Annotated in this window: 22 protein-coding genes; 16 read left to right on the top strand and 6 right to left on the bottom strand. The window is 69.3% G+C overall.

Features of this window, described 5'->3' with window-relative positions:
• Positions 1 to 7: 7 nt before the first annotated feature.
• The 6 genes from tsaB (at position 8) to ABD164_RS09740 (ending at position 4,131) form a co-directional block, all read left to right on the top strand.
• On the top strand, positions 8 to 643 hold the full coding sequence (gene tsaB / locus ABD164_RS09765; RefSeq protein WP_344295729.1) for a tRNA (adenosine(37)-N6)-threonylcarbamoyltransferase complex dimerization subunit type 1 TsaB: 636 nt from the start codon (positions 8 to 10) through the stop codon (positions 641 to 643).
• A complete protein-coding gene (rimI, locus tag ABD164_RS09760; RefSeq protein WP_344295727.1) occupies positions 640 to 1,191 on the top strand; it encodes a ribosomal protein S18-alanine N-acetyltransferase in 552 nt (183 codons plus the stop codon). The genes tsaB and rimI overlap by 4 nt, the downstream gene beginning before the upstream one ends.
• Entirely contained in the window at positions 1,188 to 2,243 is a 1,056-nt protein-coding gene (gene tsaD / locus ABD164_RS09755) for a tRNA (adenosine(37)-N6)-threonylcarbamoyltransferase complex transferase subunit TsaD (RefSeq protein ID WP_344295726.1), read from the top strand. The genes rimI and tsaD overlap by 4 nt, the downstream gene beginning before the upstream one ends.
• Positions 2,244 to 2,391: 148 nt before the next feature.
• Entirely contained in the window at positions 2,392 to 2,877 is a 486-nt protein-coding gene (locus ABD164_RS09750) for a DUF4190 domain-containing protein (RefSeq protein ID WP_344295724.1), read from the top strand.
• Between the two features lie 46 nt (positions 2,878 to 2,923).
• The gene (locus ABD164_RS09745) at positions 2,924 to 3,619 is read left to right on the top strand and encodes a DUF4190 domain-containing protein (protein WP_344295722.1); all 696 of its coding nucleotides are present in this window, start codon (positions 2,924 to 2,926) and stop codon (positions 3,617 to 3,619) included.
• A 17-nt stretch (positions 3,620 to 3,636) separates the two neighbouring features.
• A complete protein-coding gene (locus ABD164_RS09740) occupies positions 3,637 to 4,131 on the top strand; it encodes a DUF4190 domain-containing protein (protein WP_344295720.1) in 495 nt (164 codons plus the stop codon).
• A 51-nt stretch (positions 4,132 to 4,182) separates the two neighbouring features.
• Here ABD164_RS09740 and ABD164_RS09735 read toward each other — a convergent pair whose 3' ends face one another.
• Positions 4,183 to 5,370, bottom strand: a complete 1,188-nt coding sequence (locus ABD164_RS09735) for a class I SAM-dependent methyltransferase (protein ID WP_344295719.1) — start codon at positions 5,368 to 5,370, stop codon at positions 4,183 to 4,185.
• Between the two features lie 183 nt (positions 5,371 to 5,553).
• Here ABD164_RS09735 and groES point away from each other — a divergent pair, with 183 nt between their 5' ends.
• The 3 genes from groES to ABD164_RS09720 all read left to right on the top strand — a co-directional run bounded on the left by groES (position 5,554) and on the right by ABD164_RS09720 (position 8,555).
• Positions 5,554 to 5,850, top strand: a complete 297-nt coding sequence (gene groES / locus ABD164_RS09730; RefSeq protein ID WP_108595970.1) for a co-chaperone GroES — start codon at positions 5,554 to 5,556, stop codon at positions 5,848 to 5,850.
• Between the two features lie 178 nt (positions 5,851 to 6,028).
• Positions 6,029 to 6,985 (top strand): EamA family transporter RarD, encoded by a 957-nt coding sequence (gene rarD / locus ABD164_RS09725; protein WP_344295717.1) that lies wholly within the window; start codon positions 6,029 to 6,031, stop codon positions 6,983 to 6,985.
• Between the two features lie 265 nt (positions 6,986 to 7,250).
• The gene (locus ABD164_RS09720) at positions 7,251 to 8,555 is read left to right on the top strand and encodes an ABC transporter substrate-binding protein (RefSeq protein ID WP_344295716.1); all 1,305 of its coding nucleotides are present in this window, start codon (positions 7,251 to 7,253) and stop codon (positions 8,553 to 8,555) included.
• Between the two features lie 455 nt (positions 8,556 to 9,010).
• Here the strand turns inward: ABD164_RS09720 and ABD164_RS09715 are convergent, their stop codons facing one another.
• Genes ABD164_RS09715 through ABD164_RS09700 form a run of 4 tightly spaced genes read right to left on the bottom strand, consistent with a single transcriptional unit; the run spans position 9,011 to position 12,926 of the window.
• On the bottom strand, positions 9,011 to 9,784 hold the full coding sequence (locus tag ABD164_RS09715; protein ID WP_344295714.1) for an ABC transporter ATP-binding protein: 774 nt from the start codon (positions 9,782 to 9,784) through the stop codon (positions 9,011 to 9,013).
• Positions 9,771 to 10,679 (bottom strand): ABC transporter ATP-binding protein, encoded by a 909-nt coding sequence (locus ABD164_RS09710; RefSeq protein ID WP_344295713.1) that lies wholly within the window; start codon positions 10,677 to 10,679, stop codon positions 9,771 to 9,773. The genes ABD164_RS09715 and ABD164_RS09710 overlap by 14 nt, the downstream gene beginning before the upstream one ends.
• Positions 10,669 to 11,649 carry a branched-chain amino acid ABC transporter permease gene (locus ABD164_RS09705; RefSeq protein WP_344295712.1) on the bottom strand — a complete coding sequence of 327 codons (981 nt, stop codon included), beginning with the start codon at positions 11,647 to 11,649 and terminating at the stop codon, positions 10,669 to 10,671. The genes ABD164_RS09710 and ABD164_RS09705 overlap by 11 nt, the downstream gene beginning before the upstream one ends.
• Before the next feature lie 11 nt (positions 11,650 to 11,660).
• A complete protein-coding gene (locus tag ABD164_RS09700) occupies positions 11,661 to 12,926 on the bottom strand; it encodes a branched-chain amino acid ABC transporter permease (protein WP_425545934.1) in 1,266 nt (421 codons plus the stop codon).
• Between the two features lie 352 nt (positions 12,927 to 13,278).
• On the opposite strand from ABD164_RS09700, the gene guaB reads away from it, so the two are divergent.
• Positions 13,279 to 14,781: an IMP dehydrogenase gene (gene guaB, locus ABD164_RS09695; RefSeq protein WP_344295709.1), complete on the top strand. Its 1,503-nt coding sequence runs from the start codon at positions 13,279 to 13,281 to the stop codon at positions 14,779 to 14,781.
• A gap of 183 nt (positions 14,782 to 14,964) precedes the next feature.
• Here the strand turns inward: guaB and ABD164_RS09690 are convergent, their stop codons facing one another.
• Entirely contained in the window at positions 14,965 to 16,131 is a 1,167-nt protein-coding gene (locus ABD164_RS09690) for a MalY/PatB family protein (RefSeq protein ID WP_344295708.1), read from the bottom strand.
• Between the two features lie 131 nt (positions 16,132 to 16,262).
• On the opposite strand from ABD164_RS09690, the gene ABD164_RS09685 reads away from it, so the two are divergent.
• The 6 genes from ABD164_RS09685 to ABD164_RS09660 all read left to right on the top strand — a co-directional run bounded on the left by ABD164_RS09685 (position 16,263) and on the right by ABD164_RS09660 (position 23,348).
• Positions 16,263 to 17,963, top strand: a complete 1,701-nt coding sequence (locus tag ABD164_RS09685; protein WP_344295706.1) for an ABC-F family ATP-binding cassette domain-containing protein — start codon at positions 16,263 to 16,265, stop codon at positions 17,961 to 17,963.
• A 9-nt stretch (positions 17,964 to 17,972) separates the two neighbouring features.
• Positions 17,973 to 19,097: a GuaB3 family IMP dehydrogenase-related protein gene (locus tag ABD164_RS09680; protein WP_344295705.1), complete on the top strand. Its 1,125-nt coding sequence runs from the start codon at positions 17,973 to 17,975 to the stop codon at positions 19,095 to 19,097.
• A gap of 162 nt (positions 19,098 to 19,259) precedes the next feature.
• Positions 19,260 to 20,990 (top strand): glycerol-3-phosphate dehydrogenase/oxidase, encoded by a 1,731-nt coding sequence (locus ABD164_RS09675; protein ID WP_344295703.1) that lies wholly within the window; start codon positions 19,260 to 19,262, stop codon positions 20,988 to 20,990.
• 31 nt (positions 20,991 to 21,021) lie between these two features.
• Entirely contained in the window at positions 21,022 to 21,546 is a 525-nt protein-coding gene (locus ABD164_RS09670) for a cation:proton antiporter regulatory subunit (protein WP_344295702.1), read from the top strand.
• Positions 21,546 to 22,361, top strand: coding sequence for an SURF1 family protein (locus ABD164_RS09665; RefSeq protein WP_344295701.1), 816 nt, complete (start codon positions 21,546 to 21,548; stop codon positions 22,359 to 22,361). Before ABD164_RS09670 ends, ABD164_RS09665 begins: the two co-directional genes overlap by 1 nt.
• Before the next feature lie 60 nt (positions 22,362 to 22,421).
• Positions 22,422 to 23,348 (top strand): S1C family serine protease, encoded by a 927-nt coding sequence (locus ABD164_RS09660; RefSeq protein WP_344295699.1) that lies wholly within the window; start codon positions 22,422 to 22,424, stop codon positions 23,346 to 23,348.
• Positions 23,349 to 23,371 lie beyond the last annotated feature (23 nt).

Here is a 23,371-nt window from a genome sequence, read left to right as displayed (position 1 = left end):
TGCTGTCATGCTCCTCGCGATCGACACCTCGACGGGCACGAGTGTCGCCGTGGTCGACCGCGACGGCGCTACCGGTGCCGTGAGTTGTCTCGCCGAGAGCGGCACCGACGACACCATGCGCCACGCCGAGGTGATCGGCGGCTTCATCCGCGACGTGATGATGGCTGCCGGCATCGGCCGCGACCGCCTCTCCGGCGTCGCCGCAGGAATGGGCCCCGGCCCATTCACGGGGCTGCGCGTCGGCATCGCGGCCGCACACGCGTTCGCGCTCGGCATCGGGCGGCCGTTCGTGCCAGTGGTCAGCCACGACGCGATCGCATTCAGTCGCTATCGCGCCGGCGACACCGGCCCGCTGCAGGTGGTCACCGACGCCCGTCGCCGCGAGTTCGCCGTCTCGGAGTACGACGGCCTCGACGCCGACGGGCTGCCCGTGCGCGTGCTCGGCCCCGAACTCGCGCCCCGCGACGAGGTGCCCGCGGCGCGGGGCATCCGATTCGACGCGACGGTCGTCTCGGCCGGCGCGATCGGCATGCTCGCCGAGCTCGCGTTCGCGGCCGGCCGGCTTCCGCTCGCCGATGACGCCCCGCTCTACCTGCGCGCACCCGACGTGACGCCCTCCCCCGGAAAGCGGGTGCTGCAGTGAGCGTGCTGATGCGCCGCGCGAAGCTCTCAGACCTCGATGCGATCATGCAGCTCGAGCGCGAGACCTTCACCGACGACGCCTGGCCCGAAGAGGCGATGCGGCGCGAGATCGAGAGCCCGCACGGCTACTACCTCGTCGCGGTCGACGAGCCGATCACGGCGGGTGATGCGGCGACCGATGCGCCCGGTCCGGCCCTGCTCGGATACGCGGGCCTGCTCGCGCCGTCGGGCAGCGAGCAGGGCGACATCCAGACCATCGCCGTCGCCCCCGCGAGTCGGGGGCTCGGCCTGGGGCGGGGCCTCATGCACGCGCTCATCACCGCGGCGCGGCGCCGGCACATCGCCGAACTCTTCCTCGAGGTGCGGGCCGACAACCCCATCGCGCGATCGCTGTACGACTCGCTCGGCTTCGAGCAGATCGGCGTGCGGCCGAGGTACTACCGGCGGGGCGTCGACGCCGTGCTGATGCGGCTGACCGTGAAGCCGGCCGTCGCGCGTCCCGCCGACGCACCCGCAGCGGGCAGTACGTCGCCCGAGGACGCCCGATGAACCGCACCGAACCGCTCATCCTCGGCATCGAGACCTCGTGCGATGAGACGGGCATCGGCATCGTGCGCGGCACGACGCTGCTCGCCAACACCATCGCCTCGTCCATGGACGAGCACGCGCGCTACGGCGGGGTCGTGCCCGAGGTCGCCGCGCGGGCGCACCTCGAGGCGCTCGGGCCGACGATCCGGGCGGCGCTCGCCGAGGCATCCGTCTCGCTCGACGACCTCGACGCCGTCGCCGTCACGAGTGGTCCCGGGCTCGCCGGCGCGCTCATGGTGGGCGTCGGCGCCGCGAAGGCGCTCGCGCTCTCGCTCGACGTGCCGATCTACGCCGTCAACCACCTCGTCGGCCACGTCGGCGCCGACCTGCTCGACACCGCCGACCCGCTCGAGACCCCGACGGTCGCACTGCTGGTCTCGGGCGGGCACACCTCGCTGCTGCTCGTGCGCGATCTCGTCAGCGACGTCGAGCTGCTCGGCGAGACCGTCGACGATGCGGCGGGCGAGGCGTTCGACAAGGTCGCGCGGCTGCTCGGCCTGCCCTACCCCGGCGGCCCCGAGATCGACCGGGCGGCGATCGGCGGCGATCCGAATGCGATCCGGTTCCCGCGTGGACTGACCCAGCCCAAAGACCAGGCGGCGCACCGCTACGACTTCAGCTTCTCGGGACTGAAGACGGCGGTCGCGCGATGGGTCGAGGGGCGCGAGGCCGCCGGCGAGCCGGTGCCGCTGGCCGACGTGGCCGCGAGTTTCCGTGAGGCGGTCGTCGATGTGCTCGTCACGAAGGCCGTCGCCGCGTGCACCGACCTCGGCGTGCCGCGCCTGCTGCTCGGCGGGGGCGTCATCGCGAACGCGCGGCTGCGCGAGGTCGCCGAGGCGCGAACGGATGCCGCGGGCATCGCCTTGCGCGTACCGCCCCTGTCGCTCTGTACCGACAACGGCGCGATGATCGCCGCGCTCGCGTCGCAACTGGTGATGGCCGGACATGCGCCGTCGGGCCTCGGGTTCGGCGCCGACTCCACGCTTCCCGTGACCGAGATCCGCGTCGCCTGACGTGGAGCGCGCCGGCATGGCGCGGTCCCTGTGCAGGGTGGGCGCCGCGCGATAGTGTGAAGGCGTATCACGAGGTGTCGCGGCATCGCCGCGCCCAGCGATCCGCCGTCCGGCGGCCTCGCCCACACAGCGCACCAAGGGGACCACAGTGACTGATCCGAATCTTCCCGAGCAGCCCGCAGGCGGAATCCCGCCCGTGCCGCCGGCTCCGCCGGCGAGCACGCCGCCCGCTCCGCCGGCCAGCACGCCGCCCGCTCCGCCGGCCAGCACGCCGCCGGTCGCTCCCGCCGCCCCCGCGTACAGCGCGCCCGCAGCGCCCGCCTACGGCGAGGCAGCACCCGGCTACGGCCAGCCCGCCGGTGCCCCCGCGAAGACCAACGTCCTCGCGATCGTCTCGCTCATCGCGTCGATCTCGGCGTTCGTCATCCTCCCGTTCATCGGATCCATCGCCGGTGTCATCTGCGGCCACATCGGGCTGAGCCAGATCAAGAAGACGGGTGAACAAGGCCGTGGCATGGCCGTCGCCGGGCTCATCATCGGCTACGTCGGCATCGTCCTCGCGATCATCGGCACGATCGTGTTCTTCGCCATCATCGCGACGATCGCCGCCAACCCGAACCTCTACGTCAACTGAGCGCGACGCTGAACTCGCACACGACCACCGAGAGCAGAGCCCGTTGATGAGCGATCCGAAGAACCCCGACCTGCCCGAGAACCCTGCCGAGGGCGACGTGCCCGAGGGCATCGACGTGCCCGAGCCAGCAGAGGCGACGGGCGCCGTCGATTCCGCGTCTGCAGCCGACGTGTCGGCCGCGGCGGAGTCCGCGTCGCTGCCCGACGTGCCGCCCGCGCCCGAGGTGCCGTCGGCGCCCGAGCCGCCGGCCGCACCCGAACCGCCCGCCCCGCCGGCTCCGCCCGCGGCTCCCGAGCCGCCGAGCTACGGTGCCGCGACACCTCCGCCTCCTGCTCCGCCGGCCTACGGGGCGCCTGCCGCTGCGGCGGCACCTGCATACGGCGCGCCCCTGGCTGGGGCGCAGACCGGCTACGGCACGCCCGGTTACGTCGCGCCCGCCTACGGCACGACGCCGAGCAAGCCCACTCCGGTGTACAGCCTCATCTCGCTCATCGCAGGAATCGTGGGCGTCGTCGGCTCGTTCGTCGTCTTCATCCCCTTCGTGGGCGGCTTCATGCAGTTGTTCATCCCGGGTGCCGCCGTCGTGCTCGGCTTCATCGGCAAGCGCAAAGAGCCCGCGGCCAAGGGCATGTGGCTCACCGGCCTCGTGCTCGGCTTCGTCGGGCTCGGCATCGCGCTGCTGTCGTTCATCCTGTGGGGCCTCCTGTTCGGCGCCAGCACCGTGGGCGCGTCCTCGTACTGACGACCCGAGCGCAACGCATGACCGACCGCGAGTCGAACTCACCCGACGACCTGGAGCCCGACCGGAGCGTCGAGGGGGGCGAGCCGGGAGCATCCCTGCCGCCCGTCGCCGACGCTCCGGCCGAGCCGACCCTGCGCGCGAATCCGGCCGTCCGCGAGTTCGACGTGCCGTTCGACACCGGGCAGCTCGAGAAGATCTCGACCGGTCAGCTGCTCGTCGTGCACCGCCCCGGCGGTGACCTGGTCGAGGCCGCCGAAGTGCAGACCCAACGACGCGCGTTCAGCTGGGTGGCCGCGGTCGCCGGCACGATCGGCGCGGTGGCCTCGCTCTTCGTCGGGTGGATGCTGCCGCTCTCGATCGCCGCGATCGTCTTCGGGGTGCTCGGCCTGCGTCGCGAGGCCGGTGGTCGCACACTGTCGTTCGTCGGCATCGGCACCGGTCTCACGGGGCTCGTGTTCTCGGCCGTGTGGATCGGCTACTACGCCATCGTGTTCGGCGCGCTGCCCAACTGAGGTCGGCCGGGCCCGAGCGCGAGGGCGGTGCCGCCGCTGCGGCGCTCGCCGCTACAGCCGCTCGACGAGCAGCGCGACATGTCGGCCCTGCTCGCGCGTGAGCACGAGCGTGGCGCGCTCGGCGCCGCGCAGCTTCAGCCGTGTGCGCAGTGCAGCCGGATCGACGTCGACGCCACGCTTCTTGATCTCGAGCGTGCCGATGCCGCGTGCCTGCAACGCCTGGCGAAGCTGGCGCTCTTCGGCCGGAAGCCGCTCGACGATGCGGAACCCGCGCGCGAACGGCGAGTCGAACGCCGTGTCGGCGGTCAGGTAGGCGATGCCGGCGCTCAGCATCCACGCCCCGTTGGCACGCGCGAGATCGCCGATGAGGCGGGCGCGGATGATCGCCCCGTCGGGCTCGTACAGGTAGTCGCCGAGCGGGCCGACCGGCGCGTCGTCGGAGTCGGCGGGCGCGGTGAGCTCGTTCGCGGAGTCGCCGCGGATGACGAGGGCGGCACGACCGATTCCGGGCCGTGCGACCGGGCCGAACCACACGCCGAGCTCGACGACGTCGCCGTCGACCGAGACCCACTGCGCCTCTGCGCCCGCCGGGATCACGTCGCGGTCGGTGCCGGGGCCGAGCTTCACGCCGACGGCCATTCGATCGGCCAGCCCGAACGCGAAGTCGAGACCGGGCGAGTATGCGGCGGCATCGGCGATTCTCGTGGTCGTGCCGCCCGTGGTCGTGCGCCGGGCCGGATCGAGCCAGGCGCCCCCGATGCCGCCGAGCGCGACCTGCTCGGCGCGTTGGTGCAGCACGCGCACCCGCGGGAACGGGGTGAGGTTGTACGCGGCGATCGCCGCGGTGACCTCGTCGGCCTCGGCTGCGGTGACCTCGAGGTCGATGGCCGCCATCGCAAGGGCGTCGCCGCCGATGCCGCAGCCGAGGTCGGCGACGTGCCCGACGCCCGCGCGCGCGAATCGCCCGGCGTGCAGGGCCGCGACCTGAAGGCGTGTCGCCTGCTCGAGCCCCGGCTCGGTGAACAGCATGCGCGACGCGAACGGACCGAACTTCGCCTGAGCACGGTGCCGCAGCTTCGCCTGGCTGAGCACCGTCGCGACGAGCCCGGGTGGGTGGCCCTGCTTGCGCAGTTCGGCGACGGTCTTGACGATGTCGGCCTTCGCGTCCCACTCGGGCAGGCCGTCGAGCAGCCGCAGCCCCTCGGGCGAGAGCAGCTCGACGAGCTCGGCGCGATCCACCCGGCCACGCTAGCACCCGGCCGGGCGGGAGTTCGTCTGGCGGTCCTCGAGCCGGCCGAAGGGCTGGCACTCACGTTGCACGAGTGCCAAATCGCGAATAGACTCGCCTTAGCACTCTCACCGTGAGGCTGCTAAACCAAGTCTTCGTCAAGACAGTTCCTTCATTGAGAAAAGGGGTCAACCGTGTCGGTTTCCATCAAGCCGCTCGAGGATCGCATCGTCATCAAGCAGGTCGAGGCCGAGCAGACCACCGCTTCCGGTCTGGTCATCCCCGACACTGCGAAAGAGAAGCCCCAAGAGGGCGAGGTTGTTGCCGTGGGCCCCGGCCGCATCGACGACAACGGCAACCGCGTTCCGCTCGACGTCGCTGTCGGCGACAAGGTGATCTACTCGAAGTACGGCGGCACCGAGGTCAAGTTCGGCGGTGACGACCTGCTGGTCCTCTCCGCGCGCGACGTGCTCGCCGTCGTCGTTCGCTGAGCGACACGATCCGACTCGAAGCCCGGGCGCCCGTGAGGGTGCCCGGGCTTCGTCGTTTGCGGGTACGGGATGTCGCGACATCCGTCACCCGCATCGTGCACGCCCGTGACCCGAAGTCGACGACGAACGGCAGGCGTGCAGTACGCCTTCGGGCGGCGGGCTGGCGTAATCTGTGCTGATGTCATCTCGCCCCGAGCCCGCGACCGATTCATCGGTGAAGCACGTCCGAGGACTCAGCCGCTCGGGTCTCGGCTTCGCCATCGCGGCCTACGGGCTCTGGGGCATCCTGCCCATCTACTTCATCGCCCTCGAGCCCACCGGCCCGTTCGAGATCGTCGCGTGGCGGGTGCTGTTCTCGCTGGTGTTCTGCGGGTTGCTCATCGCGGTGACGCGGGCATGGCGGCCGTTCGCGGCGCTCCTGCGCGACCGCCGGGTCGTGCTCACCATGGGGCTCGCCGGGCTGCTCATCTTCGTGAACTGGCAGACCTACGTCTATGCGACGCTCAACGGCCAGGTGGTCGAGGCCGCACTGGGGTACTTCATCAACCCGATCGTCACGGTGCTGCTCGGGGTCGTCGTGCTTCGTGAGCGGCTGAATGCGACGCAATGGGTCGCCGTGGGCATCTCGATCGTCGCCGTCATCGTGCTGGCCGTCGGCTACGGACAGCTGCCCTGGATCGCCCTCGTGCTGGCGTTCTCGTTCGGTTTCTACGGCCTCATCAAGAAGCGAGTGGGGCCGAAGGTCGATGCGGTGTCGGGGCTCACCCTCGAGACCGCTTGGCTCGCCCCCCTCGCGATCGTGCAGCTCGTGTTCGTCGGCATGACCACGGGGCTCACCATCGGCACCGCCGGCGCATGGCACACGGTGCTGCTCGTCTCGGCCGGCGCGGTGACCGCCGTTCCGCTGCTGCTGTTCGCCGCGGCGTCGCGCCGGCTTCCGCTCATCTACATGGGGTTCATCCAGTACTTCGCCCCGTTCATCCAGTTCCTCGTGGGCGTGCTCGTCCTGCAGGAGCCGATGCCGCCCGAGCGATGGGTGGGCTTCGGTCTCGTCTGGCTCGCGCTCATCGTGCTGACGGTCGACCTGCTGCGTGGCGTGCGTGCCTCGCGTCGAGTCGTCGTCGAGCCCGTCTGAGCCGCGGATCGCGTCCGCGAGCAACTCCGTTCCGGGCACGGCACGGCGAATGCCTCGATGCGCGATCCGCGCGTGCCGAACGCGATTTGCGACGATTCCCTGCGTCGTAGCGGGGGTTGAATGTCGGGAAGGTAACGATTCCGGCGGTGTTACACGGTTGTGACCGGGGCGTCTTGTTTCCGCCCAACGCCCGGAATACTGTCGAACAACGGCGTCAATACGGCGCTGCATTGTGTACCAATTTCCTTCAGTCCCAAGGAGCAACATGAGCGTATTCGCGAAGGCCTCGGCCAAGCGCTCGGCTCGCGCAGTCTGGACGGGTATCGCCATCGCCGGCGTCAGCACCCTCATCCTCTCTGCGTGCGCCCAGGGCGGCACGCCGCCGGCCGAATCGGAAGAACCGACTGGTGACGCCGGCGACGCCCTGCCCATCGCCGAAGGTGAGCGCGACCTCGCGCTCAACCTCGGAACGATCCTCCCGCAGAGTGGTACGCTCGCGTTCCTCGGCCCGCCCGAGGAAGCCGGTGTGCAGCTCGGCGCCGACGACGTCAACGCCGCTGACTCCGGCCTCGCTGTCGAGATCCAGTTCCGTGACTCGGGTGACACCACCACCGACATCGCCACCGTTTCGGTGACCGACCTGCTCTCGCAGGACGTCTCGGCCATCATCGGCGCGGCCTCGTCGGGTGTCTCGAAGACGGTCATCGACCAGATCGTCGCGGCCGGCGTCGTCCAGTTCTCGCCGGCGAACACCTCTGCCGACTTCACCACGTACGACGACAACGGCCTGTACTGGCGCACGGCTCCGTCCGACGTGCTGCAGGGCGAGGTGCTCGGCAACCTGATCGCCGAAGACGGCAACGCAACGCTCGGCATGATCGTGCTGAACGATGCGTACGGCACCGGCCTGCAGGAGTTCACGAAGACCGCGTTCGAGGCGGCCGGTGGCGAGGTCGTGGCAGAGGCGCTCTTCAACGAGGGCGACTCGAGCTTCGACGCGCAGATCGCCGAAGTGACCGCCGCCAACCCCGACGCGATCGCACTGATCACGTTCGACCAGTCGAAGATCATCACCCCGGCGCTCGTCGGCTCGGGCTTCCCCGGTGACAAGTTGTACTTCGTCGACGGAAACCTCTTCGACTACAGCGCCGACTTCGCACCCGGCCTCATCACCGGCGCGAAGGGAACCCTCCCCGGTCTCGACGTGGGCACGCTCGGTGACTTCACCGACCGCCTCCTCACGGTCGACCCCGCGCTGACCGACTACAGCTACGCGGCTGAGTCGTACGACGCGGTCACGCTCATCGCGCTCGCGGCCTACGCGGCCAACAGCACCGATGGTGCCGAGATCTCGAAGTACCTGCGTCAGGTCTCGGGCGGTTCGGGCGATGGTGAGAAGGTCACCAGCTTCGAAGAAGGTGTCGCGCTGCTCGCCGAGGGCCAGCAGATCGACTACGACGGCCCCTCGGGTCCGATCACCTTCGACGAGAATGGCGACCCGACCGAGGCGACCATCGGCATCTTCCAGTTCGCCGACGACAACACCTACTCGCGCATCGGCGACGGCTGATCCGCTGAGTGAGTGAGCGGGGTCCCGGCGTCAGCCGGGGCCCCGCTTTCGTGTGTCCGAGCGGCGGGCGCCTGCGGGTGGTGCACGCCGCGGTGCGGGTGGCGTCCCGGGCGGCGGCGGGTGCTGCGCGCGTTGCGGATGCGGCGGGTGGCAGGGCGCGAGGGGCCCGGGCGGAGGGCGCTGCGCCAACGCCGTCGGGCGCGGGTGACGCCAAGCTGCCAGTGTTGTTGCCTCACACCGCCCAATTGTCGAGAGTGCACTCCGGGCCTCTGAAGGGCGGAGCGACTGCACTCTCGGCCCGTAATGGGTGTGGGGAGTGTGGGAGCGCTCTGTCGGCCCCATCAAGAGTGCTCTCCGCGCCGCTGAGGGGGCGGTGACTGCACTCTCGAGGTACCCCGAGCGCAACGACGAAGGGGCGGACCGCCGTAGCGGTCCGCCCCCTTCGTGTCTTCGACCTACTCGTCGTCTTGGCCGAGTGTGCCGAGGTAGAGCCCGATCACCTTGGGATCGTTCAGGAGCTCACGGCCGGTGCCATGGTAGGCGTCGCGACCCTGGTCGAGCACGTACCCGCGGTCGCAGATCTGCAAGCAGCGGCGGGCATTCTGCTCGACCATGATGGTCGTGACGCCGGCGCGGTTGATCTCTTTGACGCGCATGAACGCCTCGTCTTGACGAACCGGCGAGAGACCGGCCGATGGCTCGTCGAGCAGCAACACGTGCGGACCCATCATCAGCGCGCGCGACATGGCCACCATCTGACGTTCGCCGCCCGAAAGTGAGCCGGCCCGCTGCGTGAGCCGCTTGCCGAGTTCGGGGAAGATCTCGGTCACGAACTCGAGGCGTTCCTTGAGGCCCTTCGGCTTCTGGTAGAGGCCCATCTCGAGGTTCTCTTGAATGGTGAGCGAGGGAAACACGTTCTCTGTCTGGGGGACGAAACCGACACCCTGGCCGACGAGCTTGTTGGCCTTGAGGTTCGTGATCTCGTCGCCGTGAAGGTAGATTCCGCCTTCGCGAACCTTGACGAGCCCGAAGATCGACTTGAGCAGCGTCGACTTGCCGGCGCCGTTCGGGCCGATGATGCCGATGAGCTCACCTTGCGCGGCTTTCAACGAGCATCCATTGAGGATGTTCACTCCGGGAAGGTACCCGGCGACCACATTCCGCACCTCGACCACGAGGTCGGCGGCGGGCGGCTCGGCGACGGCGGGTGCTGGACTACTGTTCGTCATCGATGAGCTCCTTCAGTGCTTCGACGTGCTCGGCGTCGGTACCCAGATCGGTGTCGTGGTGCGCGCCGAGGTAGGCGTCGACGACGGCGGGGTCTTCCATCACCGTGTACGGGTCGCCTTCGGCGACGACCTTGCCCTCGGCCATGACGATGACCCAGTCGGCGATGTGCCGCACCATGTGCATGTCGTGCTCGACGAAGAGCACGGTCATGCCGGAGGCCTTGAGGTCGAGGATGTGATCGAGCAGCGACTGCTTGAGTGCGGGATTCACCCCCGCCATCGGCTCATCGAGCATCACGAGGGTCGGGTCGCTCATGAGCGCTCGCGCCATCTCGAGCAGCTTGCGCTGCCCGCCCGACATGCTCGCCGCGTAGTCGTCCTTCTTGGCGTCGAGCTTGAACCGGGTCAGCAGGTCCATGGCCTTGGCTTCGATCTCAGCATCTTGCTTTCGCCAGATCGCGGGGATGAGCGAGCGGAACAGGTTCTCGCCCACCTGGTTCTTCGCGCCGAGCTTCATGTTCTCCATGACCGACAGCAGCGCGAGGGATTTCGTGAGCTGGAAGGTACGGATGAGTCCCATGCGCGCGACCCGGTAGGCCGGTACGTGGGCGAGCGAGCGACCGTCGAACGACCAGGTGCCGGTGTCGGGCTTGTCGAAGCCCGTGAGCAGGTTGAAGAACGTCGTCTTGCCCGCACCGTTGGGCCCGATGAGGGCCGTGATCGCGCCACGGGGGATCTCGACGTGCTCGATGTCGACCGCGGTCAGGCCGCCGAACGTGCGCTTGACGCTGTCGGCGATGAGGATCGGGTCGTGCTTCTTCGCTCCGGGCACCGCGTCGCCGACGTGCAGGCCGGTGGTCTTCACTGGCCGGGAGGAGGTGGTTTCACTTGACAAAAGCAAGATCCTTCCTGTTTCCGAGGATGCCTTGTGGCATGAACACCACGATCAACATGATCGCGACCCCCACGAGGATGAACCGCAGCTGGCCGGCCTGCACCTGCGACATGAACGGAAGCCACCCGGCCTCGACCGCACGGGAGACGAATCCCGAGAAGAACGACAGCAGCACCCAGAAGACGATCGAACCGACGATGGGCCCGAGGATGGTGGCGGCGCCACCCAGCAGCAGGATGGCGTAGATGAAGAAGGTCAGCGTCGGCTGGAAGTACGACGGCACGACCGCTCGCGGCAGTACGAAGAGTATGCCGGCCAGGGTGCCGAGGAGACCACCGAGCACGAGGCTCTGGATCTTGTACGAGTACACGTTCTTGCCGAGCGAGCGCACCGCGTCTTCGTCTTCACGGATGCCCTTGACGACGCGGCCCCACGGGCTGCGCATGATGAGCCAGGTGAAGACGGCGGCGATCGCGACGACGATCCACGCGATCACGAGGAAGAACCAGACCCGGTTGTCGAACACGAACGGCCCGAAGCCATAGCGGCCCTCTGGGAACGGATTCAGCGCCAGCAGGTCGGTCTGGAAGCCCGAGAGGCCATTCGCAGAACCCGTCACCGCGTCGAACTCGTTCGTCGTGAAGATGAGCCGCAGCACCTCGGCCGCGGCGATCGTCACGATCGCGAGGTAGTCGGCGCGCAACCGCAGCGTCGGAATACCGAGGATGAGCGCGAAGATCACCGATGCGGCGAGAGCCGTGAGCACGCAGGCCCAGAAGGGCCAGCCCAGCTTGAGGGCCGGGATGGCGTACCCGTAGGCGCCGAGCAGCATGAATCCCGCCTGGCCGAAGTTCAGCAGGCCCGTGAAGCCGAAGTGGATCGCAAGACCCAGCGCGGCGAGTGCGTACGCGGCGGTGGTCGGGCTGATCAGCTCGACGGCCGCATTTCCGAAGATTGCTCCCCAATCCATGTGCGGGCCTCCTATCCGATTCTCTCTCGACGACCCAGGATTCCCTGAGGCCGGAACAGCAGCACGACGACCATGATCACCAGTGCGCCGACGTACTTCATATCGCTCGGCAGCCACAGCGTCGACAGTTCGACGAAGAGACCGACGATGACGGCGCCGACGAGCGCGCCGAATGCGGTGCCGAGGCCGCCGAGGACGACCGCGGCGAAGATGAGCAGCAGGATCTGGAAGCCCATGTCCCAGCTGACGCCGGGGCGGAAGTACGCCCAGAGGATGCCCGACAGACCGGCCAACGCCGCTCCGAGCACCCAGACGATGCGGATGACGAAGTTCACGTCGATGCCGCTCGCCGAGGCGAGACTGGGGTTGTCGGCGACGGCTCGCGTCGCCTTGCCGATGCGGGTGCGCACCAGGAAGAAGGCGACGGCCAACAGCACGACGATGCTGACCAGCATGCTCGCGAGGTCGATCCAGCTGAGCGAGATCGGCCCGATCGAGAACCTGGCGACACCGGTCGCGCCCACGAGCTGTTGCGTCTGCCCGCCGTAGAAGAACTGGAAGAGGTACCGCAATGCGAGCGAAAGGCCGATGCTGACGATCATCAGCTGGATGACGCCGATGCCCTTCTTGCGCAGCGGCTTCCAGATGCCCGCATCGAGCACCCACCCGAGCACGCCGCTCAGCAACACCGCGATGATGATGGCGAGCCAGATCGGCACGCCCAGGGTGTTTCCGAAGGTCAAGGTCATCAGGGCGCCGAACGTGATCAGCTCGGCGTGCGCGAAGTTCGACAGTCCGGTCGTGCCGAAGATGAGCGAAAGGCCGATGGCGGCGAGCGCGAGCAGGAGCCCGAAGTTCAGGCCGTTCACGGCGCGTTGCAGGAACTGGTCCCAGAAACTGACCGTGACCCGCTCGCCTTCTCCGAGGAAGAAGTTGACCGAGGCGTTGCGCGTGAGGCCGAATTCAGCCTCTCGGGTCGCGCCGCCATCGGCGACGACGACCCCCTCGGGCAAGGTGTCTTCATCGAGCGTCACCTCATAGGTGGCCTTCTCGGGCACGCCGATCTCCCAGCGACCGTCGGCATCGGTCTCGGTCTCGGCTTCGAAGCCGTTGCCCTCGAGTTGGATGCGCACGCCTTCGAGCGGCTCGCTGTTGTACTGCACGTTGCCGCGGAAGTGGAACTCGAAGTCCTCCTCCGCGGGCGCGTCGGTCGCTGCGGGCTCTTCGGTCGCTGCGGGCTCTTCGGTCGCTGATGCCGTACTCACTTCCTCCGCCATCGCAGGGGACGCTGCGATGCCGGACAGGGTGAGTGCGGACAACAGGATTCCGAGGAGTATGAGCCACCTCCCGGGTGACCGTCGGACGACTGCTTGCGTGGGTTCCACTGCACCTCCAAGGGGTTCCGAAGGTCTGGTGGACCTTCGGGACCGGTCCTTACTGTCGACAACATCGTCGACAGTACGTGCCGATTATGTCTCATGTGTTTCGTACCTGAGCGCAATCAGCCCTCGATTGTTATCCGGGGAATGCCCGCGGCGCAAACTCGCTTAACATTGATGCACCCGCATTTCGCCTCGAGCACGCCACAGCTGGGCGCGCCACCGACTGCGCACGACACGAAGGGAAGTCATGGATCAGGCAGATCCGTTCGGATTCACGGGACTCACATACGACGACGTCCTCCTCCTGCCAGGTCACACCGACGTGATCCCGAGTGAAGCAGAGACGGCTTCGCAGCTCACCCGTCGCATCCAGGTCGCGACGCCGCTCCTGTCGGCCGCCATGGACACGGTCACCGAGACCCGCATGGCGGTCGCGATGGCGCGCCAGGGGGGCATCGGCATCCTGCACCGCAATCTCTCGATCGCCGACCAGGCCGACATGGTCGACCGGGTCAAGCGCAGCGAGTCGGGCATGGTCTCGAACCCCGTCACGACGACGCCCGACGCATCGGTCGCCGACGTCGACGCGCTGTGCGCGACCTACCGCGTGAGTGGCCTGCCCGTGATCGACGACGACGGAAAGCTCGTCGGCATCATCTCGAACCGCGACATGCGATTCGTCGCCGAGTTCGAGAAGGCCACCACGAAGGTCAGCGAGGTCATGACCAAGATGCCCCTCATCACCGGGCGGGTCGGCATGAACCCCGACGAGGCGCTCGCCATCTTCGCCGAGCACAAGATCGAGAAGCTTCCCCTCGTCGACGACGAGGGCCACCTCACGGGCCTCATCACGGTGAAGGACTTCGACAAGTCCGAGCAGTACCCGAATGCCACCAAAGACGCTGAGGGGCGCCTGCGGGTCGGTGCGGCCATGGGCTTCTTCGGCGACGCCTGGGAGCGTGCCGAGGCACTGCGCGACGCCGGCGTCGACGTGCTCGTGGTCGACACCGCCAACGGCGAATCGGCCGGCGTGCTCGACGTCATCCGCCGACTGAAGGCCGACCCCACGTTCGCCCACATCGACGTCATCGGCGGCAACGTCGCGACGTACGAGGGCGCGAAGGCACTCGTCGACGCGGGCGCCGATGCCGTCAAGGTCGGCGTGGGTCCCGGCTCGATCTGCACAACCCGTGTCGTGGCCGGCGTGGGCGTGCCGCAGATCACGGCCGTGTACGAGGCATCCAAGGCCACCAAGCCGGCCGGAGTGCCGCTCATCGCCGACGGCGGCCTGCAGTACTCGGGCGACATCGCGAAGGCGCTCGTCGCCGGCGCCGACACGGTCATGCTCGGCTCCCTGCTCGCCGGCACTGCTGAGAGCCCCGGCGAGCTCGTCTTCCAGAACGGCAAGCAGTTCAAGGCCTACCGCGGCATGGGGTCGCTGGGCGCCCTGCAGACGCGCGGACAGAAGACGTCGTACTCGAAAGACCGATACTTCCAGGCCGATGTCCCATCCGACGACAAGCTCATCCCCGAGGGCATCGAGGGGCAGGTGCCCTATCGCGGCCCCCTCTCGGCGGTCGCGTACCAGCTCATCGGCGGGCTGCGCCAGTCGATGTTCTACGTCGGTGCTCGCACCGTCGCCGAACTGAAGGCGAAGGGCCGCTTCGTGCGCATCACCCCGGCCGGGCTGAAAGAGTCGCACCCGCACGACGTGCAGATCGTCGTCGAGGCGCCGAACTACACCAGATAGCGCGTCCGTCGGTCGAGTAGCGAGCGAAGCGAGCGTATCGAGACCCAGCCGCGAACGAGGTCTCGATACGGCGCTGCACGCCTACTCGACCGGCGGGTTTCGAGACGCTGGTCTCGATACGGCGCTGCGCGCCTACTCGACCGACGGGTTTCGAGACGCTCGTCTCGATACGGCGCTGCGCGCCTACTCGACCGACGAGACCCGTGCCTCCGCGAGCCGGGTGATCGCCTCGTCGAGCACCTCTGGCGTGCAGGCGAAGTTCAGCCGCACGTGTCCTCGGCCGACCGACGATCCGAACGCGGTTCCGATGCCGAGCGCGACCTTCGAGTGCTCGAGGGCGTACGCCGCGGGGTCGTCGCCCCAGCCCAGTGCCGACAGGTCGAGCCAGGCGAGGTAGGTCGCGTCGGGCATGCGGTAGCGCACACCCGGCAGTTCGTCGGTGATGAGGTCGGCGAGCAGGCGCCGGTTGTCGTCGAGGCTGCCGAGCACGCCGTCGAGCCAGTGGCCGCCCTTGGTGAACGCGGCGATCGAGGCGATCGCCCCGAACTGGCCCATGCGCCACTCGACCTCGTACGGCAGTGCCGCACGCACGCGGTCGCCCCGCTCGCTCGCGGTGACGATGAGCGCGGACTTGAGCCCCGGGATGTTGAACGACTTCGATGCCGAGGTGATGGCGACACCGTGCTCGCGCGCCGCGTCGGACGCCTTGAGGAACGGCGTGTAGTCGACGCCCGGCTGCACGAGCGGCCCGTGCACCTCGTCGGAGACGATCGTCACCCCGTGCCGGGCGGCGATGTCTGCGAGTGCAGCCAGCTGCACGCCATCGGGCACCAGGCCGATCGGGTTGTGCGGATTGCACAGCACCATCGCCTTCGCACCGGCGGCGAACGCCGCATCGATGCCGTCGAGGTCGAGGGTCCAGCCCTCGTCGATGCCGCCGAGCATGGGCACCTCGACCACGACGCCCGACGCCTCGGTGACGAGGTCGAAGAACGGCGGGTAGATCGGGGGCGTGATGATGACCCCGTCACCGGGGTTCGTGACCCGGCGCAGCACCTCGACGATGCCCATGCTGACGTCACCGGTGCACGTCACGCGAGCTGGGTCGACCTGCCAGCCCAGACGTGTCGCGGCGAAGCCTTCGAATGCCTCGGCAACGGGTCGGCTGCCCTCGTTGTAGCCCGTGTCGGAGCGACGGATCGCCGCGTGCAGCGCCTCGGCGATCGGTTCGGCGAGGGGATAGTCCATCTCGGCGACGGGTAGCGGCAGCACGTCGTCGGCGTAGCTGCGCCACTTCGCGCTGGTGCGCGTGCGGAGGACGTCGAGCGGTTCAGCGGCGATGCGATGCATGCCCCCAGCTTGCCGCACCGAACGGGGGAGTGGCACGGCTGCGCACCACGCGATACGCTGATCGGCTGTCTTCGCGCCGCGGTGCATGTCGTGCGGGCGGCCAGTATCGCGAATCGAACGGAATCACACCCATGGGCTTCATCGACGTCAACGGCGTCTCGTTCTCGCTCCCCGACGGTCGGCCGCTGCTGGCCGACCTCGCCTTCCGCGTCACCGAGGGGCGCACGACCGCGCTCATCGGCGCGAACGGCGCGGGCAAGTCGACGCTCCTGCGCATCGTGCGCGGCGCCCTGCGCCCCGACGAGGGCAGCGTGCAGGTCGACGGCGGGCTCGGGGTCATGGATCAGTTCGTGGGCACCGGGAGCACCATCGACGGGGCACCCGAGACGGTGTGGGGCCTGCTCGTCTCCGTGGCGCCCGAACGCGTGCGCGACGCGGCACTCGAGCTCGAGGCATCCGAGGACGCGCTCATCGAACTCGACGACACCGCGACGCAGATGCGCTACGCGACCGCGCTCGCCGAGTACGCCGAGGCGGGCGGGTACGACCAGGAGGTCGTCTGGGACCACTGCACCACGGCGGCGCTCGGCATCCCGTTCGAGCGTGCGAAACGGCGTGAGCTCGCGACCCTCTCGGGCGGCGAGCAGAAGCGGCTCGCCCTCGAGGCGCTGCTGCGCGGGCCCGAGCAGGTGCTGCTGCTCGATGAGCCCGACAACTCGCTCGACGTGCCCGGCAAGCGCTGGCTCGAGGCGCAGCTGCGCGCGACGGCGAAGACCGTGCTGCTCGTTTCGCACGACCGCGAGCTGCTCGCGCGCGCCGCCGACCGCATCGTCACGATCGAGCTCGGCGCCGCAGGCAACACCGCTTGGGTGCACGGCGGCAGCTTCGAGGGGTACCACGCGGCCCGCGACGACCGGTTCGCGCGACTCGACGAGCTGCGTCGCCGCTGGGACGAGCAGCACGCTGCGCTGAAGACGCTCGTGCAGACGATGAAGGTGAAGGCGACGTACAACGACGGCATGGCCTCGCGGTACCAGGCCGCCGTGACCCGGCTGCGCAAGTTCGAGGAGGCCGGGCCGCCCGAGGAGCGCCCACCCGCGCAGGCCGTCTCGATGCGGCTGCGCGGCGCCCGCACGGGCAAGCGCTCGGTGGTGTGCGAGGGCCTCGAGCTCACCGGGCTCATGAGGCCGTTCGACCTCGAGGTCTGGTACGGCGACCGCGTGGCGGTGCTCGGGTCGAACGGATCGGGCAAGTCGCACTTTCTGCGCCTGCTGGCGGCCGGCGGCACCGAGCCCGACCGCATGCTCGGCCACGTCACGACCGTGGGTGAGACCCTCGTGCGCGTGCCGCACGAGGGTCGGGCGGTGCTCGGGGCGCGTGTCGTGCCGGGGTGGTTCGCGCAGAACCACGAGCATCCCGAGTTCCACGGGCGCACCCTGCTCGACATCCTGCACCGGGGCGACGCCAACCGCGACGGCATGGCGCGCGAGGCCGCGAGCTCGGCGCTCGACCGGTACGGGCTCGCGGGAGCGGCCCAGCAGCGCTTCGAGTCGCTCTCGGGCGGCCAGCAGGCGCGCCTGCAGATCCTCATCCTCGAGCTCTCGGGTGTCACGCTGCTGCTGCTCGACGAACCGACCGACAACCTCGACCTCGTGTCGGCCGAGGCGCTCGAAGACGCGCTCATGCGATTCGACGGCACCGTGCTCGCGGTCACCCACGATCGCTGGTTCACGCGCAGCTTCGATCGGTTCGTCGTGTTCCGAAGCGACGGCGAGGTCGTCGAGACGGATGTCCCGGTCTGGGACGAGGGGCGCGTCGCACGGGTTCGATAGGGTTGAACGGTGACTCAGGAGATCGAGATCGGCCGCTCCAAGCGGGGCCGTCGAGTCTATGCGTTCGACGACATCGCGATCGTGCCGAGCCGTCGCACCCGCGACCCCGAAGACGTCTCGGTGAGCTGGTCGATCGACGCCTACCAGTTCGACATCCCGTTCCTCGCCGCACCCATGGACTCCGTCGTCTCGCCGCAGACGGCGATCATGATGGGCAAGCTCGGCGGGCTCGGTGTGCTCGACCTCGAGGGCCTGTGGACCCGATACGAAGACCCCGAGCCGGTGCTCGCCGAGATCCGCAACCTCGCGCCCGAGCGTGCGACCGAGCGCATGCAGCAGTTGTACGCCGAGCCGATCAAGCCCGAGCTCGTCACCGCGCGACTGGCCGAGATCCGTTCCGCGGGCGTCACGGTCGCGGGCGCGCTGTCGCCGCAGCGCACGCAAGAGCTGTATGAGACGGTCGTCGCGGCGGGAGTCGACCTGTTCGTCATTCGCGGCACCACGGTCTCTGCCGAGCACGTCTCGAAGAACCAAGAGCCGCTGAACCTCAAGAAGTTCATCTACGAGCTCGACGTCCCCGTCATCGTCGGCGGCGCCGCCACCTACACGGCCGCCCTGCACCTCATGCGCACGGGCGCCGCGGGCGTGCTCGTCGGTTTCGGCGGGGGAGCGGCCTCGACCACGCGGGCCACGCTCGGCATCCACGCCCCCATGGCGACCGCGGTCGCCGACGTCGCCGGCGCGCGTCGCGACTACCTCGACGAGTCGGGCGGGCGCTACGTGCACGTCATCGCCGACGGTGGGGTCGGGGCATCCGGCGACATCGTCAAGGCCGTCGCCTGCGGTGCCGACGCGGTCATGCTCGGCGCCGCGCTCGCGCGCGCGACCGATGCTCCGGGCGGCGGCTACCACTGGGGTGCCGAGGCGCACCACTCCAAGCTGCCGCGCGGCAAGCGCGTGCAGGTCGGCCAGGTCGCCTCGCTCGAAGAGGTGCTCTACGGCCCGGCACCCGCGGCCGATGGCACCGCGAACCTCGTCGGCGCGCTGCGCCGATCGATGGCGACGACCGGGTACTCCGACCTGAAGGAGTTCCAGCGTGTCGAGGTCATCGTCGAGCCGTACCTGGGGTCGTAGCGTTGGTCGACTAGGCGCGCCACGGCCGTCTCGAAACCCGCCCTCCTCAACCCACGGCTTTCGAGACGTACGCTCCGCGCCCTCCTCAACCCGCACATGCTCGGGTAGCGTTGGAATCGATCACGCGACGCAGCCGCGAGGCCGCGGGGATGGGGTGGCACGATGGCCAGACTGAAGCCGGTGACGCGTTCGAGCAAGCTCGGGCCCGACGAGCGCGAGGCCGCGATCGCGCGGCTGAAAGAGAAAGAGCTCGACATCCTCGTGGTGGGCGGCGGCATCGTCGGCACCGGCGCGGCGCTCGACGCGGTCACGCGCGGGCTCTCGACCGGATTGCTCGAGGCACGCGACTGGGCGTCGGGCACCTCCAGCCGGTCGTCGAAACTCGTGCATGGAGGCATCCGCTACCTCGAACAGCTCGACTTCAGGCTCGTACGCGAGGCGCTCATCGAACGCGGCCTGCTGCTGCAGCGGCTCGCACCGCACCTCGTCAAGCCCGTGCGGTTCCTCTACCCGGTGAAGACACGGTTCATCGAGCGCCTCTACGTGGGCGCCGGCATGATGCTCTACGACATCTTCAGCTACACGGGCGGGCGCCCGCCCGGAGTGCCCCACCACCGGCACCTGTCGAAGCGCCAGGTGCACAAGGCGATCCCGTCGCTCGCACCCAACACCCTCGTCGGCGGCCTCACCTACTACGACGCGCAGGTCGACGACGCCCGGTACGTGGCCTCGCTCGCGCGCACAGCCTCGTTCTATGGCGCACACGTCGCGAGTCGGGTCAAGGTCGAGGGGTTCCTCAAGGTCGGCGAGCGCGTCGTGGGCGTGAAAGCGCACGACCTGCAGACCGACGAGCGCTTCGAGGTGCGCGCAAAACAGGTCGTCAACGCCACCGGTGTGTGGACCGACGACACGCAACGCATGGTCGGGGAGCGCGGCACCTTCAAGGTGCGCGCGTCGAAGGGCATCCACCTCGTCGTTCCGCGCGACCGCATCCAGTCGGCGATGGGCATGATCTTCCGCACCGAGAAGAGCGTGCTGTTCATCATCCCGTGGGGCCGGCACTGGCTGATCGGCACGACCGACACCGACTGGAATCTCGACAAGGCGCACCCGGCGGCCACGGCCGCCGACATCGACTACCTGCTCGAGCACGTGAACGCGGTACTCGCGGTCCCGCTCACGCGTGAAGACGTCGAGGGGGTGTACGCAGGGCTGCGTCCCCTGCTCGCCGGCGAGAGCGACCAGACCTCGAAGCTCTCGCGCGAACATCTGGTCGCCCACACCGTGCCGGGACTCGTGGTGATCGCCGGCGGAAAGTGGACCACGTACCGGGTCATGGCCAAAGACGCCATCGACGCCGCCGTCGATGCGCTCGACGGCAAGGTGCCCCCGTCGACGACGCAAGACATCCCGTTGCTCGGTGCCGAGGGCTACCAGGCCGCGTGGAACAAGCGTGGCAAGATCGCTCGCGCGTTCGACGTGCACAAGGTGCGCATCGAGCATCTGCTGAACCGGTACGGCACCCTCACCGACGAGTTGCTCGACCTCATACGGTCCGATCCGAAGCTCGGCGAGCCCCTGCCGGGGGCCGACGACTACCTCGGGGCCGAGATCGTCTACGCGGCATCGCATGAGGGTGCGCTGCACCTCGACGACGTGCTCGCGCGACGCACCCGCATCTCGATCGAGGCGTGGGACCGGGGCGTGTCGGCCGCGCCGGTCGCGGCGAAGCTCATGGCCAAGGTGCTCGGGTGGGACAAGGCGCGCGAGACCCTCGAGGTCGAGCGCTACCTGCAGCGGGTCGCCGCCGAACGCGCATCGCAGGAGCAGCCCGACGACGAGTCGGCCGACCGCGTGCGGCTCGAGGCGCCCGACATCGTGAAGGTCGACTGAGGCGCCCGCAGCGCCCGCCTAGACTGGAGGCATGGTCGAGGTTCGCCGGGTCGCCCTTCCCGGGGTCGGCGTGATGCATTCGTTCACGACGGTCGACGGGGTCGAACTCGCGGTCGTCGCACACCGCACGGGTTCGAGCGACGTCGTCATGCGGCACGGCGACGACGACCGGCACGCCTCCACGCTTCGCCTCGAAGAAGACGAGGCGTACACGCTCGCCGACCTGCTCGGCGGCACCCGAGTCGTCGAATCGATCGCCGAACTCGAGCACCTGCCGGGGGTTCCCATCCACTGGTTCACGGTCGACCACGACGACGCGATCGCGGGCCGCGCCCTCGGCGAAGTCCCCGACGTCGAAGGGGTCGCGCTCGTGGCCGTCGTGCGCGGTGACCACGCGCACTCGGCGCCGACCGCCGACTTCGTCATGGCCGAGGGCGACAGCCTCGTCGCCGCCGGTCCGGTGCCGGCGATCCGTGAGATCTTCCGCGCCATGCGTGAGGGCGACACGCTCGTCGATCCGCGTGACGCGACGCCAGCCGAGAGTTCCGACGCCTGATGCTGCAGATGATGTTGCGCCCCCGGTGGGTGCTGGCGCTGCTGCTCGCCCTCGGTATCGCGGCGGCGTTCGCCGCGCTCGGGCAATGGCAGGTCGAACGCGCGGTCGTGCAGGCCACCGTCGAGCAGCGCCCCACCGAAGACATCCGTCCGTTCGCGGGCCTCGCCATGCCCGACGTACCCACCCCGCAATCGGCCACCGGCCAACTGGTCGAGGTCTCGGGCACGTTCGTGCCCGGCGACACGGTGCTCGTCGAGGGCCGGTTGAACGACGGCGTCGCCGGCTTCTGGCCGGTCGCGCATCTCGAGGTGACGGATGGCCCGGCGGGAGGCATCCCCATCGCGCTCGGCTGGAACGCCGACGAGCAGGGCGCGCGCGATGCGGCCGACCGGTTCGATGCCGGCATCGATGCCGCCGAAGTCGTCACGGTGGCGGGGCGGTTCCTGCCGAGCGAGGCGCCCGTGGTGCCCGACGACGACGGCGACCCGTTCGCGATGACCACCGTCGCGGTCGCCCAGCTCATCAACATCTGGGCCGACTTCGACGACCGCCCCGTGTACTTCGGGTACGTGACCGCGGCAGAGCCCATCGACGGCCTCGACGTGATCTCGTCGCCGCCGCCCGAGCAGTCGGTCGAGCTCAACTGGCTCAACATCTTCTACGCCGTCGAGTGGGTCGTGTTCGCCGGCTTCGCCGTGTACCTCTGGTACCGGCTCGTGCGCGACGCCGTCGAGCGCGAGCGCGAGGAGGCGGCCGAAGCCGCGCAGGCCGACGCCGCGCCGGCCGAGCCGGTCGGCCCTGGAGCCGATTCCTGATCGATTCCGCCTCGGGCGAACCGGGGTTCCCGTCGCCGCTCGTGGGTCGATGATGGGCGTGTGAGCACCGAAGACCCGCTCGACGCCTACTCCGCGGTCGTCACGCGAGTGGCGAGCAGCGTGCTGCCGAGCGTCGCGAGCCTCGCCGTGCACTCGTCGCGGGGCGACGGCGCGGGCAGCGCGAGCGTCATCTCCGACGACGGCGTGCTGCTGACGAGTGCCCACGTGGTCGCCGGGGCACGGTCGGCCGAGGCGACCTTCACCGACGGCACCTCGGTGGGCGTCGACGTGGTCGGCCGCGACGTGCTCTCGGATCTCGCGGTGCTGCGGGCGCGGGGCCCCGTGCCGCCGCCCGTGCCGCTCGGCGACGCGGCCGGCCTGCGGGTCGGTCAGCTCGTCGTGGCGCTCGGCAACCCCATGGGGCTCGCGGGCAGTGTCACCGCGGGCATCGTCTCGAACCTCGGACGTTCGCTGCCGACGGCGTCGGGCCGGGTCATCGACGAGGTGATCCAGACCGACGCCGCGCTGAACCCCGGCAACTCGGGTGGCGTGCTCGCCGACGGCTCGGGCCGCATGGTGGGCGTCAACACCGCCGTCGCCGGCATCGGTCTGGGGCTCGCCGTGCCGATCAACCGCGCGACCCGAGACATCATCGCCACGCTCACGCGCACCGGACGGGTGCGCCGGGCGTGGCTCGGCATCATCGGCGCGAAGGTGCAGCTCGCACCCGAGCTCGCGGCGCGCATCGGCTCGCCGACCGGGTTGCAGGTGGCGGGCGTCGCCCCGAACAGCCCCGCCGAGCTCGCCGGAGTGCACCGCGGCGACATCGTGGTGTCGCTCGACAGGAACGAGGTCGTGACGTCGACGTCGATCCAGCGGCTGATGGTCGAGGACGCGATCGACCGGCAGGTCGAGATGACAGTCTGGCGCAACGGTGCGCTCGTCGACGTGTTCGTCGTTCCGCGCGAGCTCATCGACGCATCCTGACGCGTCGACGGGATGCCTCGTGG

This window comes from Agromyces neolithicus, assembly GCF_039529735.1.
GTDB lineage: Bacteria > Actinomycetota > Actinomycetes > Actinomycetales > Microbacteriaceae > Agromyces > Agromyces neolithicus.
The sequence above is the reverse complement of the archived record's forward strand: the minus strand, read 5'-3'. Positions and strand labels throughout refer to the sequence as shown.

What these genes read in the sequence shown, in the direction of transcription:
- ABD164_RS09670 (WP_344295702.1), top strand. Translation starts at nt 21,022, where the DNA reads ATGGTCGAGGTTCGCCGGGTCGCCCTTCCCGGGGTCGGCGTGATGCAT.
- ABD164_RS09690 (WP_344295708.1), bottom strand. Translation starts at nt 16,131, where the DNA reads ATGCATCGCATCGCCGCTGAACCGCTCGACGTCCTCCGCACGCGCACC.
- ABD164_RS09665 (WP_344295701.1), top strand. Translation starts at nt 21,546, where the DNA reads ATGCTGCAGATGATGTTGCGCCCCCGGTGGGTGCTGGCGCTGCTGCTC.
- ABD164_RS09700 (WP_425545934.1), bottom strand. Translation starts at nt 12,926, where the DNA reads ATGGCGGAGGAAGTGAGTACGGCATCAGCGACCGAAGAGCCCGCAGCG.
- ABD164_RS09720 (WP_344295716.1), top strand. Translation starts at nt 7,251, where the DNA reads ATGAGCGTATTCGCGAAGGCCTCGGCCAAGCGCTCGGCTCGCGCAGTC.
- rarD (WP_344295717.1), top strand. Translation starts at nt 6,029, where the DNA reads ATGTCATCTCGCCCCGAGCCCGCGACCGATTCATCGGTGAAGCACGTC.
- guaB (WP_344295709.1), top strand. Translation starts at nt 13,279, where the DNA reads ATGGATCAGGCAGATCCGTTCGGATTCACGGGACTCACATACGACGAC.
- ABD164_RS09705 (WP_344295712.1), bottom strand. Translation starts at nt 11,649, where the DNA reads ATGGATTGGGGAGCAATCTTCGGAAATGCGGCCGTCGAGCTGATCAGC.
- ABD164_RS09715 (WP_344295714.1), bottom strand. Translation starts at nt 9,784, where the DNA reads ATGACGAACAGTAGTCCAGCACCCGCCGTCGCCGAGCCGCCCGCCGCC.
- ABD164_RS09685 (WP_344295706.1), top strand. Translation starts at nt 16,263, where the DNA reads ATGGGCTTCATCGACGTCAACGGCGTCTCGTTCTCGCTCCCCGACGGT.
- ABD164_RS09740 (WP_344295720.1), top strand. Translation starts at nt 3,637, where the DNA reads ATGACCGACCGCGAGTCGAACTCACCCGACGACCTGGAGCCCGACCGG.
- ABD164_RS09675 (WP_344295703.1), top strand. Translation starts at nt 19,260, where the DNA reads ATGGCCAGACTGAAGCCGGTGACGCGTTCGAGCAAGCTCGGGCCCGAC.
- tsaD (WP_344295726.1), top strand. Translation starts at nt 1,188, where the DNA reads ATGAACCGCACCGAACCGCTCATCCTCGGCATCGAGACCTCGTGCGAT.
- tsaB (WP_344295729.1), top strand. Translation starts at nt 8, where the DNA reads ATGCTCCTCGCGATCGACACCTCGACGGGCACGAGTGTCGCCGTGGTC.
- ABD164_RS09745 (WP_344295722.1), top strand. Translation starts at nt 2,924, where the DNA reads ATGAGCGATCCGAAGAACCCCGACCTGCCCGAGAACCCTGCCGAGGGC.